The following is a 17,462-nucleotide window of genomic DNA, read 5'->3' as shown; positions in this document are numbered from 1 at the left end:
CCGGGGACCGGAAGCGCCTAGCGTGCGCAGGATGGCGCTCATCTACCCGGTACGGATCGACAGCCCGGAGCCCGACGACGACGCGGCTCCGGACTTCGCCGAGCTCGCCGCGGACCTCTCGGACCAGTGGCTCGTCGAGGTGGACCTCGGCGAGGACGGCGACGACGCGTGCTTCGGCCCGCTGACGCCCCGGGCGGCCTGGGACCTGGCGCTCGGCGTCGACGAACGGCAGCCGGACTGGACCATCTCGGTGCTGCCGCTGCACGTCCCCGGCACCGCGGACGAGTTGGTCGGGCTCTTCACCGAGGACTGACCCCGGAGGTCACCAGCCGCTCTCGCGCCACTCCGCGAGATGCGGGCGCTCGGCGCCGATCGTCGTGTCGCTCCCGTGGCCGGGGTAGATCCACGCGTCGTCGGGCAGGACGGCGAACAGCCGCTCCTCGACGTCGTCGATCAGGCTCGTGAAGCGGCCCGGGTCCTTCTGGGTGTTCCCCACACCCCCGGGGAACGGCGGCTATCAGGGCAGGACTGCCTAGCGGGACATCCCGTACGCGATCCCCTGAAGGCGTTCTATGCATGACTGCGTTGACAGCCTTGTCGCTGGCTGCTTGATGTGAGACTGCAGCTCGCCCTCGCTCATCATCTCCAGGTCTGGAATGTTGTGGTCCTCGCTGAGCGCCTTGATCCACCGGCGAAGGAGTTCCTCGCGGTGACTTTCGTAGTCGATTCCTGCCTGGTCCGCAGCATGCCGTAGTGCTTCATCGCGGCTGCCATAGGAGGCATGTCCCCAGGGGTAAGTGGGTGTTCTTCTTCTTGGCATGGTGCCTCCCAGGCGAAGTTCATTCCGGCTGAACGGGGGTCTGATGAGCTAGGGGATGACGCCTATCACCAGCCGCGGGCGCGCCACTCCCCGAGGTGAGGACGCTCGGCGCCGAGCGTCGTGTCCTTGCCATGCCCCGGGTAGACCCAGGTTCCGTCGTCCATCCGGCTGAAGATCCGGACCTCCAGATCGTCCATGAGGGAGCGGAAATCCTCGGGATGTGTGGTCCTTCCAGGACCCCCGGGGAAGAGGCTGTCGCCGGTGAACACGTGGACGCCCGCGTCGCCGGGGCCGCGCCACACCAGCGCGATGCTCCCGGGCGTGTGCCCGCGCAGGTGCACGACCTCCAGCACCTGGTCCCCGACCGCCACGGTGTCGCCGTGCTCCACGGGACGTCGCACGGCGACCGGCAGGTCCGCTGCGTCGGCCGGGTGGGCGACCGTCACCGCGCCGCTCTCCCGGACGACGTCGGGCAGGGCCCGGTGGTGATCCCAGTGGCCGTGGGTCGTGACGACGGTGCGCAGGTCCGCGTCCCCGATCAGCGCCCGCAGCGTCTCCGGCTCCGCTGCGGCGTCGATCAGCAGCGCCTCGCCGGTGGCCGTGGCGCGGAGCAGGTAGGCGTTGTTCGCCATCTCGCTCACCGCCACCTTGCTGATCGTCAGCCCGGGCAGCTCGCGCACGTCGGCGGGGCCACCCACCGTGACGTTCCCGGTATAGGTCGGGGTGCTCATCGGGACTCCGTTCGGAAAGTGTCGGTGACCGCCGTTACGGTCCAGCTATGGACGCTAGCGGAGGTGTCGGCACCGCTCAGGGCGGCGCCGGGGACGGGGGGCGGGCCGGGACGCCGGTCGTCGGCCTGACGGCCACGGAGATCGCCACCCGGGTCCGGGCGGGGGAGCTGACGGCGGTCGAGGTGGTGCGCGCCCACCTCGACCACATCGAGGCGGTCGACGCGCGCGTCGGGGCCTTCCGCGTGGTCCGCCGCGAGGCCGCGCTCGCCGAGGCCGCGGCGGTCGACGCCAGCTTGACCCGCTTCGCGCTGCCGCTGGCAGGGGTCCCCGTCGCGATCAAGGACAACGTCCCCGTGGCGGGGGAGACCTGCACGGACGGCTCGCCGGCCCGCCGGTCCGGCCCCGAACGGAAGGACCACGAGGTGGTCACCCGGTTGCGCAAGGCGGGGGCGGTCGTCGTCGGGATCACCCGCGCTCCCGAGCTCTGCCTGTACGCCGCCACCGACGGGCCCGGCACCGTCACCCGCAACCCCTGGGACACCGCGCTCTCGCCCGCCGGCAGCTCCGGTGGGAGTGCGGCAGCGGTGGCATCCGGGTCGGTGCCGGTGGCGCACGGCAACGACGGCATGGGCTCGCTCCGGCTGCCCGCCGCCGCCTGTGGCCTCGTGGCGCTCAAGCCCGGGATCGGCGTCGTCCCCGGGGGGATCGGTGCCGACGACTGGTCGGGCATGGCCGTCAACGGGGCCCTGGCCACGACGGTGGCCGACCTCGCGGTCGTGCACGCCGTCCTGGCCGGGCAGCAGCCCGCGGCGCCGCCCGCCCCGGGCCGGCCGCTGCGCATCGCGGTCAGCACCCGGTCGCCCCTACCGGGCCTCGGGGCCGACGCCGCCACACGGGCCGCGGTCGACGCGGTCGTCGCCCAGCTGCGCGAGGCGGGGCACACCGTCGTCCCCCGCACCCCGCCGATCACGCCCGCCGCGGCGGCCGGCGCGCTCGTCCGCTGGATGGCCGGGGCCGAGGACGACGCAGAGTTCCTCGGGATCGACCGCGCCGACCTGCAGCCCCGCAGCCGCACCCATGCGCGGCTGGGCCAGCTGGTCCGGCGCCTGGGGCTCGTGCGGCCGCGCACCCAGGAGCGGTTCCGCGAGCGCATGATCCGGTGGTTCGACGACGTCGACCTGCTGTTGACGCCGGTCACCACCGGGCCCCCGCTGGCGGCGCGGCCCTGGCACGAGCGGTCGTTCCTGGCCAACATCACGGCCAACGCCCGGTGGGCGCCGTGGACGGCGGCCTGGAACCTGGCCGGCATCCCCGCCGCGGTCCTCCCGGCCGCCGCGCGGCCGGGCGGGCCCCCGGTCCCCGTCCAGTTCGTCGGCCCGCCCGGTGCCGAGGAGCGTCTACTCTGGGTCGCCGGAGAGTTGGAGGTCCGGCAGCCCTGGCGCCGGTACGCGCCGGTCTTCGACCCCACGACGGCAGCCGCCGCCCCGCCCGGCTGAGCGCGCCCCGGCATGCCGGTCCCGGAGACCGGGCGCAGGTCACACCGCCTGGTGGACGACGGCGAGTAGCGCCGGTGTTGCACCGGGTGAACCGGGGCCGGGACCGACGGCCGCCGCGCACCGCTCCACCGCCACATCCACCAGGTGGCATCCACCAGCGACCGACAGGGATCACATGGACCGGCTCGTCGTCCGCGGCGCCCGAGAGCACAACCTGAAGGACGTCCACATCGACCTTCCCCGTGACGCGCTCATCGTGTTCACGGGGTTGTCGGGATCAGGCAAGTCGAGCCTCGCCTTCGACACGATCTTCGCCGAGGGGCAGCGCCGCTACGTCGAGTCGCTGTCGGCCTATGCCCGTCAGTTCCTCGGGCAGATGGACAAGCCCGACGTCGACTTCATCGAGGGGCTCTCGCCCGCGGTGTCGATCGACCAGAAGTCGACCAACCGCAACCCCCGGTCGACGGTCGGGACCATCACGGAGGTCTACGACTACCTGCGGCTGCTGTACGCCCGCGCCGGCCAGCCGCACTGCCCCAACTGCGGCAAGCCCATCTCGCGGCAGACCCCGCAGCAGATCGTCGACCAGGTGCTCGCCATGGTGGAGGGCACCCGCTTCCAGGTGCTCGCCCCCGTCGTCCGGGCGCGCAAGGGCGAGTACGTCGACCTGTTCAGCTCGCTGCAGACCCAGGGTTTCTCCCGGGTCCGCGTCGACGGCACGGTGCACCCGCTGACCGAGCCGCCCACGCTCAAGAAGCAGGAGAAGCACAGCATCGAGGTGATCGTCGACCGCCTCACGGTGAAGGAGAGCGCCAAGCGCCGGCTCACCGACTCGGTGGAGACCGCGCTCGGCCTCGCCGGTGGCCTGGTCGTCCTCGACTTCGTCGACCTGCCCGAGGACGACCCGGAGCGGGAGCGCACCTTCTCCGAGCACCTCGCCTGCGTCGACGACGGGTTGTCGTTCGAGGCGTTGGAGCCGCGCTCGTTCTCCTTCAACTCGCCCTTCGGCGCCTGCAGCGAGTGCACCGGCATCGGCACCCGCAAGGAGGTCGACCCGGAGCTCGTCGTCCCCGACCCGGGGAAGAGCCTCAACCAGGGTGCCATCGCGCCGTGGGCCAGCTCGATGAGCAACGAGTACTTCACCCGGCTGCTCACCGGCCTGTCCCAGCAGATCGGCTTCTCCATGGACGACCCGTGGGAGCGGCTGCCGGCCAAGGTGCAGAAGGCGATCCTGCACGGCTCGCCGGACCAGGTGCACGTCCGCTACAAGAACCGCTACGGCCGCGAGCGCAGCTACTACGCCGCGTTCGAGGGCGTGCTGCCGTTCCTGGAGCGGCGCCACGACGACACCGACAGCGAGTACATGCGGGACAAGTACGAGGGCTACATGCGCGACGTGCCCTGTCCCGTCTGCCACGGCACCCGGCTGAAGCCCGAGATCCTCGCGGTCAAGCTCAGCGGCCGGTCGATCGCGGAGGTCACCAACCTCTCCATCGGCGAGGCGTCCCAGTGGCTGGGGGCGCTGGAGCTCGGCGAGCGGGAGAAGGCGATCGCCGAGCGGGTGCTCCGCGAGATCCAGGCGCGGCTGTCCTTCCTCGTCGACGTCGGCCTCGACTACCTGTCGCTCGACCGCCCGGCGGCCACCCTGGCCGGCGGCGAGGCCCAGCGGATCCGGCTGGCCACCCAGATCGGCTCCGGCCTCGTCGGGGTCCTCTACGTGCTCGACGAGCCCTCGATCGGTCTCCACCAGCGGGACAACACCCGGCTGATCGAGACCCTCGTGCGGCTGCGCGACATGGGCAACACGCTCATCGTCGTCGAGCACGACGAGGACACGATCAAGGTGGCCGACTGGGTCGTCGACATCGGTCCCGGTGCCGGCGAGCACGGCGGCGAGGTCGTCGTCAGCGGCACGGTCGCCGACCTGCTGGCGAGCGAGCGGTCGCTGACCGGGCAGTACCTGTCCGGCCGGAGGTCGATCACCGTGCCCGAGGTCCGGCGGCAGCCCGATCCGGCGCGGCAGCTGGTGGTCAAGGGCGCCCGCGAGAACAACCTCAAGGGCGTCGACGTGACCTTTCCGCTCGGTTGCCTGGTGGGCGTCACCGGCGTCTCCGGGTCCGGCAAGTCCAGCCTGGTCAACGACATCCTGTACACCGTCCTGGCCAACGAGCTGAACCGGGCGCGCATGGTGCCCGGCCGGCACCGGACGATCACCGGGCTGGAGCACCTGGACAAGGTCGTGCACGTCGACCAGTCGCCGATCGGCCGTACGCCGCGCTCGAACCCGGCCACGTACACCGGTGTCTGGGACCACGTCCGCAAGCTCTTCGCCCAGACCTCGGAGGCGAAGGTCCGCGGCTACCTGCCGGGCCGGTTCTCCTTCAACGTGAAGGGCGGTCGCTGCGAGGCGTGCTCCGGCGACGGCACGCTCAAGATCGAGATGAACTTCCTCCCCGACGTCTACGTCCCCTGCGAGGTCTGCAAGGGCGCCCGGTTCAACCGGGAGACCCTCGAGGTGCACTACAAGGGCAAGACGGTGGCCGAGGTCCTCGACATGCCGATCGAGGAGGCGGCGGACTTCTTCGCCGCCATCCCGGCGATCGCCCGGTACCTGCGCACGCTCACCGACGTCGGGCTCGGGTACGTCCGCCTCGGCCAGCCGGCGACGACGCTGTCCGGCGGTGAGGCCCAGCGGGTGAAGCTCGCCAGCGAGCTGCAGAAGCGGTCCAACGGGCGCAGCATCTACGTGCTCGACGAGCCGACCACCGGCCTGCACTTCGAGGACATCCGGAAGCTGCTGCTCGTGCTGCAGGGACTGGTCGACAAGGGCAACTCGGTGATCGTCATCGAGCACAACCTGGACGTCATCAAGAGCGCCGACTGGCTCATCGACATGGGTCCCGAAGGCGGGTTCCGCGGTGGCACGGTCGTCGCCGAGGGCTCGCCGGAGTTCGTCGCCTCGGTGCCGGAGAGCCACACCGGGCGCTACCTGGTGCCGCTGCTGCACCCCGACGCGGTCGCCACGGCCGGCGCCGGCCCGGTAAAGAAGCGGGCGCGCAAGAAGGCCAGCTGACCGACCGGCGTCAGACGACGGCCCGCGCCCCCCTCCGGGGAGCGCGGGCCGTCGACATGAGGCGACCGGCACAGGCCCCGCGCAGCCCGGGGGAGGGCGCGGGCGAGCACGCCGTCGTCTTGTGAGATAAGTCGCATCGGGCGTACAGTCCATGTGACCGACATCACCGGGATCCCCCCTGTGTTGCTGCAAGGAGGTCACGATGAGTGCACTCACACCTGACTGCGACCCGGACATGGCCCACTGCGGCCAACCGTGGCAGGGGAAGGGCAGGCCGGGCTCGGGCATCCTCTCGGCCACCGTGCTGGTCGCGTTGCTCGGGGTCTCGCTGCTCGTCGTGACCAAGGACCTGGTCTCCGACGCGTTCGACTTCGTCGCGGTCCCGGTCGGCGTGCTCGCGGCCGCCGCACTCACCCGCCGCGGCGTCCGACTGGCCGTCCGGGGCGCCTCTGCCGTCGCGGCGCGCATGCCGGCCGTCTCGGTGCGGCGGTCGCAGCCCGCGGCCTGACCGCGTCACCAGCAGTTCCCGGAGCGGCCCCTGCGGCGCCGCTCCGGTGGCATGCGCGCGGGGCGAGGTGCGGAACGGGACGCGTGGGACGGACGGGTCCGGTTTTCCGCGGCGTGTCGGTGCGCCGACCTAATGTGGGGACATGGCCGATCCGTCCACGTACCGCCCGGCGGTCGGCTCCATCCCCGAGAGCCCCGGCGTCTACAAGTTCCGCGACCCGAACGGTCGGGTCATCTACGTCGGCAAGGCCAAGAGCCTCCGCCAGCGCCTGAACAGCTATTTCGCCGACGTGGCCGGACTGCACCCCCGTACCCGCCAGATGGTGACGACGGCGTCGAGCGTCGAGTGGACCGTCGTCGGCACCGAGGTCGAGGCCCTCCAGCTCGAGTACAACTGGATCAAGGAGTTCGACCCGCGATTCAACGTCCGGTACCGCGACGACAAGAGCTACCCGTCGCTGGCCGTGACGCTGAACGAGGAGTTCCCCCGGCTGCAGGTCATGCGCGGGCCCAAGAAGAAGGGCGTGCGCTACTTCGGCCCCTACGCCCACGCCTGGGCGATCCGGGAGACCCTCGACACGCTCACCCGCGTCTTCCCGGCGCGTACCTGCTCGAACGGCGTCTTCAAGCGCGCCGGGCAGATCGGCCGTCCCTGCCTGCTCGGCTACATCGGCAAGTGCGCCGCCCCGTGCGTCGGCCGGGTCAGCGCCGAGGAGCACCGGGGGATCGTCGACGACTTCTGCGATTTCATGGCCGGCCGCACCGACTCGATGATCAGGCGCCTCGAGCGGGAGATGGTCGAGGCCGCCGAGGCGATGGAGTACGAGAAGGCGGCCCGGCTCCGCGACGACATCGGGGCGCTCAAGCGGGCGATGGAGAAGCAGGCCGTCGTCCTCGGTGACGGCACCGACGCCGACGTCGTCGCCTTCGCCCAGGACGACCTGGAGGCCGCCGTCCAGGTCTTCCACGTCCGTGGCGGGCGGGTGCGCGGCCAGCGCGGCTGGATCATCGACAAGGTCGAGGAGGTCACCACCGGCGAGCTGGTGGAGCAGTTCCTCCTGCAGGTCTACGGCGGCGTCGACGAGCAGACCGGGGTCGGAGAGGCCGGCGAGGCGGTTCCCCGCGAGGTGCTCGTCCCCGAGCTCCCCGACGACGCCGACGTGTACGTCGAGCTGCTGGAGGAGCTGCGCGGCGGCCGGGTGTCGCTGCGCGTGCCGCAGCGCGGCGACAAGCGCAGCCTCATGGACACCGTGGAGCGCAACGCCAAGGAGGCGTTCGCCCGGCACCGGGTGAAGCGCGCCGGCGACCTCACCGCCCGCTCGCTGGCGCTCGCAGAGCTCCAGGAGGCGCTGGAGCTGCCCGACGCGCCGCTGCGGATCGAGTGCATGGACATCAGCCACGTGCAGGGCACCAACGTGGTGGCGTCCATGGTCGTCTTCGAGGACGGTCTGGCGAAGAAGTCCGACTATCGCCGGTTCTCCGTCACGGAGGGAACCGACGACACCGCCGCGATGGCCGAGGTGGTCCGCCGGCGGTTCGCCCGTCATCTCAAGGACGAGGCCGACCGCAAGGACGAGCAGGGCATCGCCGCGGAGGAGGGGCGGCCGCGCAGGTTCGCCTACCCGCCGAACCTGCTGGTCGTCGACGGCGGCGCCCCGCAGGTGGCCGCGGCCGCCCGGTCGCTCGACGAGCTCGGCATCGTCGACGTCGCCGTGTGCGGGCTGGCCAAGCGCATGGAAGAGGTGTGGCTGCCGGGGGAGAGCGATCCGGTGATCCTGCCGCGCACCTCGGAGGCGCTCTACCTGCTGCAGCGGGTGCGCGACGAGGCGCACCGCTTCGCCATCACCTACCACCGGCAGAAGCGGTCCACCGGCATGCTGGTGTCGCTCCTGGACGACGTCCCCGGGCTCGGGGAGGCACGACGGAAGGCGCTGATGAAGGAGTTCGGGTCGCTCAAGCGGCTTCGCGCGGCGACAGTGGAGGAGCTGATGGCGGTGCCGGGCATCGGACGGCGGACGGCGGAGGCGGTGCAGATGGCGGTCGCCGAGCCGGCGCGGGCACCGCAGGAGCCGGAGGCGACGGAGACCTCGCTGGCCCCGCAGGGCCCCGCCGACCAGGGCACCGCGCGTGCGGGCTCCGGCGACACCGCCGAGGTGGGCCGGGTGGCCTCGTGACCGCCGGCACCGAGCGGGGGGCGGCGGCCGACGCCCGCGGGGACGCCGGCAAGACGACGGGCGCCGACGCTCCCCCGGGAGCGGAACCGGCCGCCGCGGCCGGGCCGCAGAACGGCGTCTCACCGGCGCTCGACCCGGCGAGCACCGAGACGGCGCCGCTGGAGGTCGTCGTCGTCACAGGTCTCTCCGGGGCCGGCAAGAACAGCGCCGGCCGGGTGCTCGAAGACCTCGGCTGGTTCGTCGTCGACAACCTGCCCCCGGCCCTGCTGCTGCCGATGGTGGAGCTGGGCGCCCGCGGCGACCTCCGCCGGTTCGCCGCCGTCGTCGACGTCCGCAGCCGGGCCTTCTCCAGCGACCTCCAGGAGGCCATCCGCGTCCTGTCCGACGCCGGGCACCGGCCCCGGGTGGTGTACGTGCACGCCCGGGACGAGGTGCTCGTCCGGCGGTACGAGTCCAACCGGCGGGAACACCCCCTGCAGGGCAGCGGCACGCTCACCGACGGGATCACCGAGGAGCGCGCCCTGCTCACCGGCATCGCCGGCGAGGCCGATCTGTGGGTCGACACCAGCGACCTCAACGTCCACCAGCTGCGGGCCACGCTGGAGAACGCCTTCGCCCGCGACGGCGGCACGCCGCCGCTCACCGCGACGGTGATGAGCTTCGGCTTCAAGTACGGCCTGCCGCTGGACGCCGACCTAGTCGTCGACGCCCGGTTCCTGCCGAACCCGCACTGGGTCCCGGAGCTGCGGTCGCACACCGGCCGGGACGCCGACGTCCGCGACTACGTGCTCGGGCAGGACGACGCCGCCGACTTCCTCGACCGGTACACCGAGGTGCTCCGGCTCCTCCTGCCCGGTTACCGGCGCGAGGGCAAGCGCTACCTGACGCTCGCGGTCGGCTGCACCGGGGGCAAGCACCGCAGCGTCGCGATCGCCGAGGAGTTCGCCCGGCGGCTCGGCGCCGAGGGCATCGCCGCCGTCGCCCGGCACCGTGACCTGGGCCGCGAGTAGTGGGCGGCACCACGTCCTCGGGGCGGCCGCCCCGGGTCGTCGCCTTCGGTGGCGGCCACGGCCTGGCCGCGGCGCTGGCCGCCTGGCGCCGCATCACCCCGGAGCTGACCGCCGTGGTCACCGTCGCCGACGACGGCGGCTCGTCGGGCCGGATCCGCCGGGAGATGCCGGTCCTGCCCCCCGGAGACCTCCGGATGGCCCTCGCCGCGCTCGCCGGTGACACCGAGCGCGAGCGGACGCTGGCGTCGCTGTTCCAGCACCGCTTCGGCGGCAGCGGCGTCCTGGCCGGGCACCCGGTGGGCAACCTGCTGCTCACCGGCCTGGCCGAGATGCACGGTGGTGACACGGTGCGGGCCCTCGACGAGCTGGGTGCGCTCATCGGGGCGTGCGGGCGGGTGCTGCCCATGGCCGACGAGCCGCTCGATCTCGTCGCCCGCGTGGAGACCGCCGACCGGGACGACCCCGCCCCGGTGCGCACCATCCGGGGGCAGGTGGCGATCGCCGCCACGCCGGGACGGGTCCGGGAGATCCGCCTCGCGCCGGCCGATCCGGCGGTGCACCCAGCGGTGCTGGACGCGATCGCGGCGGCCGACGTGGTCTCGCTCGGCCCGGGTTCCTGGTACACCTCTGTGCTGCCGCACCTCCTCGTGCCCCGGCTGCGCGCCGCCCTGGCCGCCGCGCGGGCTCGGGTGGTGGTGGTGCTGAACCTGGAGCCGCAGCCCGGTGAGACGGACGGGTTCTCCCCGGAGGAGCATCTGGCTGTGCTGCGGGCGCACCTGGGCGGGGTGGCGTTGCACACGGTGATCGCGGACGTGGAATCAGTGGTTGACCGCCGTGGTCTGCTTGACGCAGTCCGCGGGACCGGCGCCGAGCTCCTCCTGGCGCCGGTGGCCGAGCCGGACGGCGCTCCGCGGCACGATCCCGCGCGGTTGTCGGCGGCGCTGGCCTCCGTGGTCGGGATGCGGTGAACGAGTGGGCGTGAGCGAGCGGGTAGCGGGTGTACGGCCGGCCGGCCGGCACGAGGGGACGGGGGGACGGCGTACATGGCGCTGACCCGAAGTGCGGGGGCGGCATACCCCGGGGGAACGTGGGGGTGGACGGCATGGCGATGACCGCCATGGTGAAGGACGAGCTTTCCCGGGTGGAGTGCACCAAGACCTCCGAGCGCAAGGCCGAGGTGACCGCGCTGCTGCGGTTCTCCGGTGGCCTGCACATCGTCGGTGGGCGGGTGGTCATCGAGGCCGAGCTCGACACCGGCTCGGTCGCCCGTCGGCTGCGCCGGGACATCAGCGAGGTCTACGGCTACACGAGCGGGGTGAGCGTGCTGGCCGGCGGCAACATCCGCCGTGGGGTGCGCTACCTCGTCCGCATCGCCAAGCACGGCGAGGGCCTGGCGCGGCAGACCGGCCTGGTCGACCAGCGCGGGCGCCCCGTCCGGGGGCTGCCGCCGTCGGTGGTGTCCGGCAGCCTCAGCGACGCCGAGGCCGCCTGGCGGGGTGCCTTCCTCGCTCACGGCTCGCTCACCGAGCCGGGCCGGTCCTCGTCGTTGGAGGTCACCTGCCCCGGCCCGGAGGCGGCCATGGCGCTCGTCGGCGCCGCCCGCCGCCTGGGCATCGCCGCGAAAGCGCGCGAGGTCCGGGGCGCCGACCGGGTCGTCGTCCGGGACGGTGACGCCATCAGCGCGCTGCTCACCCGGATGGGCGCCCACGACGCGGTGATGGCCTGGGAGGAGCGGCGGATGCGCCGCGAGGTCCGGGCCACCGCCAACCGGCTCGCCAACTTCGACGACGCCAACCTGCGCCGCTCCGCCCGGGCCGCGGTGGCCGCGAGCGCGCGGGTCGAGCGCGCGCTGGAGATTCTCGGCGAGGACGCCCCGGAGCACCTGCTGGTGGCCGGCCGGCTGCGGCTGGAGTTCGGCCAGGCCTCGCTCGAGGAGCTGGGCCAGCGCGCCGACCCCCCGATGACCAAGGACGCCGTCGCCGGCCGCATACGGCGCTTGCTGGCCATGGCCGACAAGCGGGCCAAGGATCTGGGGATCCCCGACACGGAGTCCGTCGTCACCGACGACATGCTCACGCAGTAGCCGGAGGACCCTTCCGCCCGGACGCCGACGCCGGGTGAGGAGCCTCGTCGAGCAGGCGACCTGATCGACAGGGGCCAGCCGGGTCGGGCGGCGACCGATAGGGTCGGCCCGGAGCGGGACCGCGCGCCGCACGGTCCCGAACGCGACAGCGTCAACGGCGACAGTGGAGGTCTGCAGTGACGGTCCGGGTAGGCATCAACGGATTCGGCCGGATCGGCCGCAACTTCTGGCGTGCCGCCGCCGCCAGCGGTCAGGACATCGAGATCGTCGCGGTCAACGACCTGACCAGCAACGAGGCCCTGGCCCACCTGCTGAAGTACGACAGCATCCTGGGCGTCCTCACGAAGGACGTCTCGGCCGACGGCGATGGCATCACCATCGGCGGGAAGACCATGAAGGTCCTCTCCGAGCGGGACCCGGCCAACCTGCCGTGGGGCGACCTCGGCGTCGACGTCGTCGTCGAGTCCACCGGCTTCTTCACCAAGGCCGCCGACGCCCGCAAGCACGTCGACGCCGGCGGGGCCAAGAAGGTCATCATCTCGGCGCCGGCGACCGACGACGACATCACGATCGTCATGGGCGTCAACGACGACCTGTACGACGGCTCGCAGACGATCATCAGCAACGCCTCGTGCACCACCAACTGCCTGGCGCCGCTGGCCAAGGTCCTCAACGACGCGTTCGGCATCGAGCGCGGCCTGATGACCACCATCCATGCGTACACCGCCGACCAGAACCTGCAGGACGGCCCGCACAAGGACCTGCGCCGCGCCCGCGCCGCCGCCCTCAACATGGTGCCCACCTCGACCGGCGCCGCGAAGGCCATCGGCCTGGTCCTCCCCGAGCTCAAGGGCAAGCTCGACGGCTACGCCATCCGCGTGCCCGTCCCCACCGGCTCGGCCACCGACCTCACCGTCCAACTGGCCACGCAGGCCTCGGCCGAGGACATCGACGCCGCCTACCGGGAGGCCGCCGCCGGCCCGCTGGGCAAGTACCTCACCTACACCGACGCACCGATCGTCTCCTCCGACATCGTCACCGACCCGTCGTCGTGCATCTACGACGCCAAGCTGACCAAGGTCTTCGGGCCCATGGCCAAGGTGCTGGGCTGGTACGACAACGAGTGGGGCTACTCGAACCGGCTCGTCGACCTCACCACGCTGGTGGGCAAGTCCCTCTGATGCGTTCGCTCGACGACCTCCTCGCCGAGGGCGTCTCGGGTCGGCGCGTGCTGTTGCGCGCCGACCTGAACGTCCCGCTGGACAAGACGACCGGCTCGATCACCGACGACGGCCGGATCCGCGCGAGCCTGCCGACCCTGCAGGCGCTGCGCGACGGCGGCGCCCGCGTGATCGTCGCCGCCCACCTCGGCCGGCCCAAGGGCACGCCCGATCCCGCGTTCTCCCTCGCGCCGGTCGCCGCGCGCCTGGGCGAGCTGCTCGGCACCACCGTTCCGCTGGCTGCCGACGTCGCCGGCGACGACGCGCAGGCCAAGGCGGCCGCCCTCGGCGACGGGGACGTCCTGCTGCTGGAGAACGTCCGGTTCGAGGCCGCGGAAACGTCGAAGGACGACGCCGAGCGGGCCGCGCTGGCCGACCGGCTGGCCGCCCTCGCCGACGTGTACGTCGACGACGCCTTCGGTGCGGTCCACCGCGCGCACGCCTCGGTGTTCGACGTCGCCGAGCGTCTGCCCCACGCGGCCGGGCGGCTGGTCGCCCGCGAGCTCGAGGTGCTCACCCGGCTCACCACGGAGCCCGAGCGGCCCTACGTGGTCGTGCTGGGCGGCTCCAAGGTCAGCGACAAGCTCGCGGTCATCGAGGCGCTGCTGCCGAAGGTCGACCGGCTGCTCGTCGGCGGCGGCATGTGCTTCACCTTCCTGGCCGCCCAGGGTCACGGGGTGGGCAACTCGCTCCTGGAGGCCGACCAGATCGCCACCTGCCGGCGGCTGCTCGCCGAGGCCGGCGACCGGATCGTGCTGCCGGTCGACGTCGTCTGCGCCCCGGAGTTCAGCGCGGAGGCGGAGACCACGGTGGTCGACGCGGCCGGGATACCGGACGGGCAGATGGGCCTCGACGTGGGTCCGCGGACGGTGGAGATCTTCGGCTCGATGCTCGGGGACGCCCGCACCGTGTTCTGGAACGGCCCGATGGGCGTCTTCGAGCTCGCCCCCTTCGAGGCCGGTACCCGGGGCGTCGCGCAGGCGGTCGGCGCGGTCGACGGCCTGTCGGTCGTCGGCGGCGGTGACTCGGCGGCGGCGGTCCGCGTCCTGGGCCTGGACGAGGACGCCTACGGGCACATCAGCACCGGTGGCGGCGCGTCGCTGGAGTACCTCGAGGGCCGGGACCTCCCGGGCCTCGCGGTGCTGGCCGACTGAGCGGGGAGCGGACATGGCACGCACCCGTCCCACCCCCGCCCGGCAGGGGCGCCGACCGCTCATCGCCGGCAACTGGAAGATGCACATGACCCACCTGGAGGCCATCGGGCTGGTCCAGAAGGTCGTGTTCTCCCTCAAGGAGAAGGAGCTCGACACCGCTGAGGTCGTCGTCCTCCCGCCGTTCACGGCGCTGCGCAGCGTGCAGACGCTCGTCACCGGCGACAAGCTCGCGATCGGCTACGGCGCCCAGGACCTCTCGGCCGCCGACTCCGGGGCCTACACCGGTGAGGTCAGCGGCGGGATGCTCAGCGCACTCGCGTGCCAGTACGTCACGGTGGGCCACTCCGAGCGGCGAGCCCGGCACGGCGAGGACGACGGCGTCGTCGCCGCCAAGGTGCAGGCGGCCCTGCGGCACGGCATCGTGCCGATCCTCTGCGTGGGAGAGGGGCTCGACGTCCGCAAGGCCGGCGCCCACGTCGCGCACTGCACCGCCCAACTCGACGCGGCCCTCGAGGGCCGCACGGCCGAGCAGGTCGCGGGTCTGGTGATCGCCTACGAGCCGGTGTGGGCGATCGGCACCGGCGAGGTCGCCACACCCGAGGACGCGCAGCAGGTCTGCGGCGCGCTGCGGGCGCGGCTCGCCGAGCGCTTCGGCGACGAGACGGGCTCGAGCGTCCGTATCCTCTACGGCGGGTCGGTGAAGGCCGCGAACACGGCCGGGATCCTGGCCGGGGCGGACATCGACGGCGCGCTCGTCGGCGGTGCCAGCCTGGACGCCGACGAGTTCGCGCAGATCTGTCGGATCGCCGCCGGCGGTAGCTGAACCCTGCTGCCCGCCGCCGGCCGGACACGGGTGGGGGCGGGCAGCAGCGTGGAGCAGCAGACGCGGGACCGGCTGGCCGACCGGCTGCCGCCGTGGGCACGGGGCCGGCCCTGGCGGCGCATCGCCGCCGCGGCAGCCGTGATCCTCCTCGTCCTCGTACTCGCGGTCAGCTGCCTGGGCAGCGGCGGCGGGCGGGCCGACGTCCCGGTGCTGGCCGACGGCCCCGACGCCGGCATCGAGGGCGTCCGCTCCCCGTCGGACGAGCGCGGTGGCACCCTGCGCGTCGTTGCGCCGACCGTCGACAGCCTGGACCCGCAACGTTCCTATCTGCCCGGGGTCTGGAACCTGATGCGCCTCTACACCCGCACGCTCGTCACCTTCTCCAGCGAACCCGGCGCCACCGGTGAGCTGGTGCCCGACCTCGCGACCGACCTGGGCACCGTGTCGGAGGACGGCCTCAGCTGGACTTACACCCTGCGCGAGGGCGTCCGGTTCGAGAACGGTCGGCCGATCACCAGCGGCGACGTGAAGTACGGCATCGCCCGGTCGTTCGCCTCCGACGTGATCGTCGGCGGGCCTACCTACCTGGTGAACCTCCTCGACGACCCGGCCAACCCCTATCCGGGGCCGTACTCCACCGAGGAGGACGATCCGGTCCTCACCTCGATCGAGACGCCGGACGACCGCACGATCATCTTCCGGCTGCGCGCTCCGCAGCCGAACCTGCCCTACGTCCTCGCGCTGCCGTCCAGCAGCCCGGTGCCGGCGGAGGCCGACACCCGTGGCGACTACGGCGCCGACCCGGTGTCCTCCGGGCCGTACGCGATCACCTCGGTCGACCCGCAGACCGGCATCGTGCTGGAGCCCAACCCGGAGTGGGACCCGGCGACCGACGACGTCCGGACGGCACTGCCCGACCGGGTCGAGGTGCGCACCGGGCTCTCCGGCCTGGCGCGCGACCAGGCGCTGCTGGCCGGCTCCGCGGACCTGGACATCTCCGGCACGGGGGTGCAGGCGGCGACGACCGCCCGGCTGTCCGGTGACGACGTCGCCCTGCTGGACCGGGTGGACGACGTGACGACCGGCGCCGTCCGCCTGCTCGCGCTGCCCACCGACGTGGCGCCCATGGACGACCCGGCCTGCCGGGCGGCCGTGGCCGCCGCCGTCGACCGGCGGGCGGTCCAGTCGGCGCTGGGCGGTGCTGTGGACGCGGTGCGCAGCTCGCAGCTCTGGCCGCGCGCGCTCGCGGGTGGCCCCGAGGTCACCGAGGCGGGGCCGGATCCGGGCGCTGCGCGGAGTGCCCTGGAGGAGTGCGGCCGGCCCGACGGCTTCTCGACCGTCCTGGCCGTGCCGGACGTGCGCAGCAGCGTCGACGTCGCCGACGAGATCGCCGGTCAGCTCGGTGCGGTCGGCATCGAGGTCGAGGTCCGACCGCTGGACCCGGCGACCTTCTACGCCACCGACGTCGGCAACCCGGACAACGTCGCCCGGAGCGGCTACGGGCTCGTGCTGGCCACCCGCACCGCCGACTTCCCGACGGCGGGCTCCTTCCTCGAGCCGCTGGTCGCCGGTCGCAGCATCGCCCGAGTGGGGAACCCGAACTACGCGCGGTTGGACGACCCGGAGATCAACGCGCTGGTCGACCAGGCGCGGGCGGGGGACGCCGACTGGGCGCAGGTCGCCGAGGCGGCGCGGGCGAGCGGGGCCTACGTCCCGCTGGCGGAGACCCGCATCCAGCTGGTGTCCGGGCAGCGGCTCCGCAACGGCGTGGTCATGCGCCCGTACGACGGGTACGACGTCGCCACGGCCGGGGTCCGCTGACAGCTGCGGGAGCCTCGCCGCGAGGAGCGGAGCGGAGCACGGAAGCGGACGGCGGAACGGGTCCGCTGACGGGGACTGCGGTCGGCGTCGGCTAGTCTCGGGGCGAGAGCTGGCGTCCGTCGCCGGTCGTCGAGCCTTCCGGAGAGGTCAATGGAGCTGGTCCTCAACGTGCTGCTGGTCCTCAGCAGCCTGCTCCTCATCGTGCTCATCCTGCTGCACCGCGGCAAGGGCGGCGGTCTGTCCTCGATGTTCGGCGGCTCGGTGTCCTCGTCGCTGTCCGGGTCGTCGGTGGTCGAGAAGAACCTCAACCGGCTGACCGTGCTGACCGCGCTGATCTGGACGGTGTGCATCGTCGGCCTGGGCATCCTCATCAAGGCCAACTGAGCCACGCGCCTCCTGCCCCCCACTCGCAGGGTCGCGGTGGGACCCCGCAGAAGGGCCCTGCCAGCACGTTCCGCATCCGGCGCGCAATCGTGACCGGCCAGCGCGCCATTTCGCCCTAGACTGCCCGCGCGGCGGTTCGCGCCGCCGCGACCTGGACCGACGATCA

The 17,462-nt window shown here is 72.9% G+C and carries 15 protein-coding genes; 13 read left to right on the top strand and 2 right to left on the bottom strand.

Features of this window, described 5'->3' with window-relative positions; all coding sequences use genetic code 11:
- Positions 1-31: 31 nt before the first annotated feature.
- Positions 32-313: a hypothetical protein gene (locus ACI791_RS14065; RefSeq protein ID WP_347057215.1), complete on the top strand. Its 282-nt coding sequence runs from the start codon at positions 32-34 to the stop codon at positions 311-313.
- 9 nt (positions 314-322) lie between these two features.
- Here ACI791_RS14065 and ACI791_RS14060 read toward each other — a convergent pair whose 3' ends face one another.
- Both ACI791_RS14060 and ACI791_RS14055 read right to left on the bottom strand, forming a co-directional pair.
- Entirely contained in the window at positions 323-496 is a 174-nt protein-coding gene (locus tag ACI791_RS14060; RefSeq protein ID WP_456586602.1) for a hypothetical protein, read from the bottom strand.
- Positions 497-885: 389 nt separating this feature from the next.
- Positions 886-1,551 carry an MBL fold metallo-hydrolase gene (locus tag ACI791_RS14055; RefSeq protein ID WP_456586601.1) on the bottom strand — a complete coding sequence of 222 codons (666 nt, stop codon included), beginning with the start codon at positions 1,549-1,551 and terminating at the stop codon, positions 886-888.
- Positions 1,552-1,598: 47 nt separating this feature from the next.
- Here ACI791_RS14055 and ACI791_RS14050 point away from each other — a divergent pair, with 47 nt between their 5' ends.
- From ACI791_RS14050 to secG, 12 genes are all read left to right on the top strand, one after another.
- Positions 1,599-3,047, top strand: coding sequence for an amidase (locus ACI791_RS14050; RefSeq protein ID WP_456586600.1), 1,449 nt, complete (start codon positions 1,599-1,601; stop codon positions 3,045-3,047).
- A 175-nt stretch (positions 3,048-3,222) separates the two neighbouring features.
- Positions 3,223-6,120, top strand: coding sequence for an excinuclease ABC subunit UvrA (uvrA, locus tag ACI791_RS14045; protein WP_456586599.1), 2,898 nt, complete (start codon positions 3,223-3,225; stop codon positions 6,118-6,120).
- Between the two features lie 202 nt (positions 6,121-6,322).
- Entirely contained in the window at positions 6,323-6,628 is a 306-nt protein-coding gene (locus tag ACI791_RS14040) for a hypothetical protein (RefSeq protein ID WP_456586598.1), read from the top strand.
- A gap of 142 nt (positions 6,629-6,770) precedes the next feature.
- A complete protein-coding gene (gene uvrC, locus ACI791_RS14035; RefSeq protein WP_456586597.1) occupies positions 6,771-8,801 on the top strand; it encodes an excinuclease ABC subunit UvrC in 2,031 nt (676 codons plus the stop codon).
- Positions 8,798-9,811: an RNase adapter RapZ gene (gene rapZ / locus ACI791_RS14030; RefSeq protein WP_456586596.1), complete on the top strand. Its 1,014-nt coding sequence runs from the start codon at positions 8,798-8,800 to the stop codon at positions 9,809-9,811. Before uvrC ends, rapZ begins: the two co-directional genes overlap by 4 nt.
- Complete coding sequence (locus ACI791_RS14025; protein WP_347057208.1) at positions 9,811-10,779, top strand: gluconeogenesis factor YvcK family protein; 969 nt, start codon at positions 9,811-9,813, stop codon at positions 10,777-10,779. The genes rapZ and ACI791_RS14025 overlap by 1 nt, the downstream gene beginning before the upstream one ends.
- 134 nt (positions 10,780-10,913) lie before the next feature.
- On the top strand, positions 10,914-11,894 hold the full coding sequence (gene whiA / locus ACI791_RS14020) for a DNA-binding protein WhiA (protein ID WP_456586595.1): 981 nt from the start codon (positions 10,914-10,916) through the stop codon (positions 11,892-11,894).
- 176 nt (positions 11,895-12,070) lie between these two features.
- Entirely contained in the window at positions 12,071-13,075 is a 1,005-nt protein-coding gene (gene gap / locus ACI791_RS14015; RefSeq protein ID WP_456586594.1) for a type I glyceraldehyde-3-phosphate dehydrogenase, read from the top strand.
- Positions 13,075-14,268 carry a phosphoglycerate kinase gene (locus ACI791_RS14010; RefSeq protein WP_456586593.1) on the top strand — a complete coding sequence of 398 codons (1,194 nt, stop codon included), beginning with the start codon at positions 13,075-13,077 and terminating at the stop codon, positions 14,266-14,268. The genes gap and ACI791_RS14010 overlap by 1 nt, the downstream gene beginning before the upstream one ends.
- 13 nt (positions 14,269-14,281) lie before the next feature.
- Positions 14,282-15,091: a triose-phosphate isomerase gene (gene tpiA / locus ACI791_RS14005; RefSeq protein ID WP_456586592.1), complete on the top strand. Its 810-nt coding sequence runs from the start codon at positions 14,282-14,284 to the stop codon at positions 15,089-15,091.
- A gap of 48 nt (positions 15,092-15,139) precedes the next feature.
- Positions 15,140-16,912 (top strand): ABC transporter substrate-binding protein, encoded by a 1,773-nt coding sequence (locus tag ACI791_RS14000; RefSeq protein WP_456586591.1) that lies wholly within the window; start codon positions 15,140-15,142, stop codon positions 16,910-16,912.
- A gap of 150 nt (positions 16,913-17,062) precedes the next feature.
- Positions 17,063-17,296: a preprotein translocase subunit SecG gene (secG, locus tag ACI791_RS13995; protein ID WP_456586590.1), complete on the top strand. Its 234-nt coding sequence runs from the start codon at positions 17,063-17,065 to the stop codon at positions 17,294-17,296.
- Positions 17,297-17,462: the final 166 nt, after the last annotated feature.

This window comes from Blastococcus sp. SYSU DS0973 (genome assembly GCF_054051055.1).
Note: the sequence above shows the minus strand (reverse complement) of the source record. Positions and strands in the feature narration are given on the sequence as shown.

Coding starts and splice junctions, on each gene's coding strand:
- ACI791_RS14065 (WP_347057215.1), top strand. CDS start 32: ATGGCGCTCATCTACCCGGTACGGATCGACAGCCCGGAGCCCGACGAC.
- ACI791_RS14010 (WP_456586593.1), top strand. CDS start 13,075: ATGCGTTCGCTCGACGACCTCCTCGCCGAGGGCGTCTCGGGTCGGCGC.
- ACI791_RS14055 (WP_456586601.1), bottom strand. CDS start 1,551: ATGAGCACCCCGACCTATACCGGGAACGTCACGGTGGGTGGCCCCGCC.
- uvrA (WP_456586599.1), top strand. CDS start 3,223: ATGGACCGGCTCGTCGTCCGCGGCGCCCGAGAGCACAACCTGAAGGAC.
- tpiA (WP_456586592.1), top strand. CDS start 14,282: ATGGCACGCACCCGTCCCACCCCCGCCCGGCAGGGGCGCCGACCGCTC.
- secG (WP_456586590.1), top strand. CDS start 17,063: ATGGAGCTGGTCCTCAACGTGCTGCTGGTCCTCAGCAGCCTGCTCCTC.
- ACI791_RS14040 (WP_456586598.1), top strand. CDS start 6,323: ATGAGTGCACTCACACCTGACTGCGACCCGGACATGGCCCACTGCGGC.
- uvrC (WP_456586597.1), top strand. CDS start 6,771: ATGGCCGATCCGTCCACGTACCGCCCGGCGGTCGGCTCCATCCCCGAG.
- ACI791_RS14050 (WP_456586600.1), top strand. CDS start 1,599: ATGGACGCTAGCGGAGGTGTCGGCACCGCTCAGGGCGGCGCCGGGGAC.
- whiA (WP_456586595.1), top strand. CDS start 10,914: ATGGCGATGACCGCCATGGTGAAGGACGAGCTTTCCCGGGTGGAGTGC.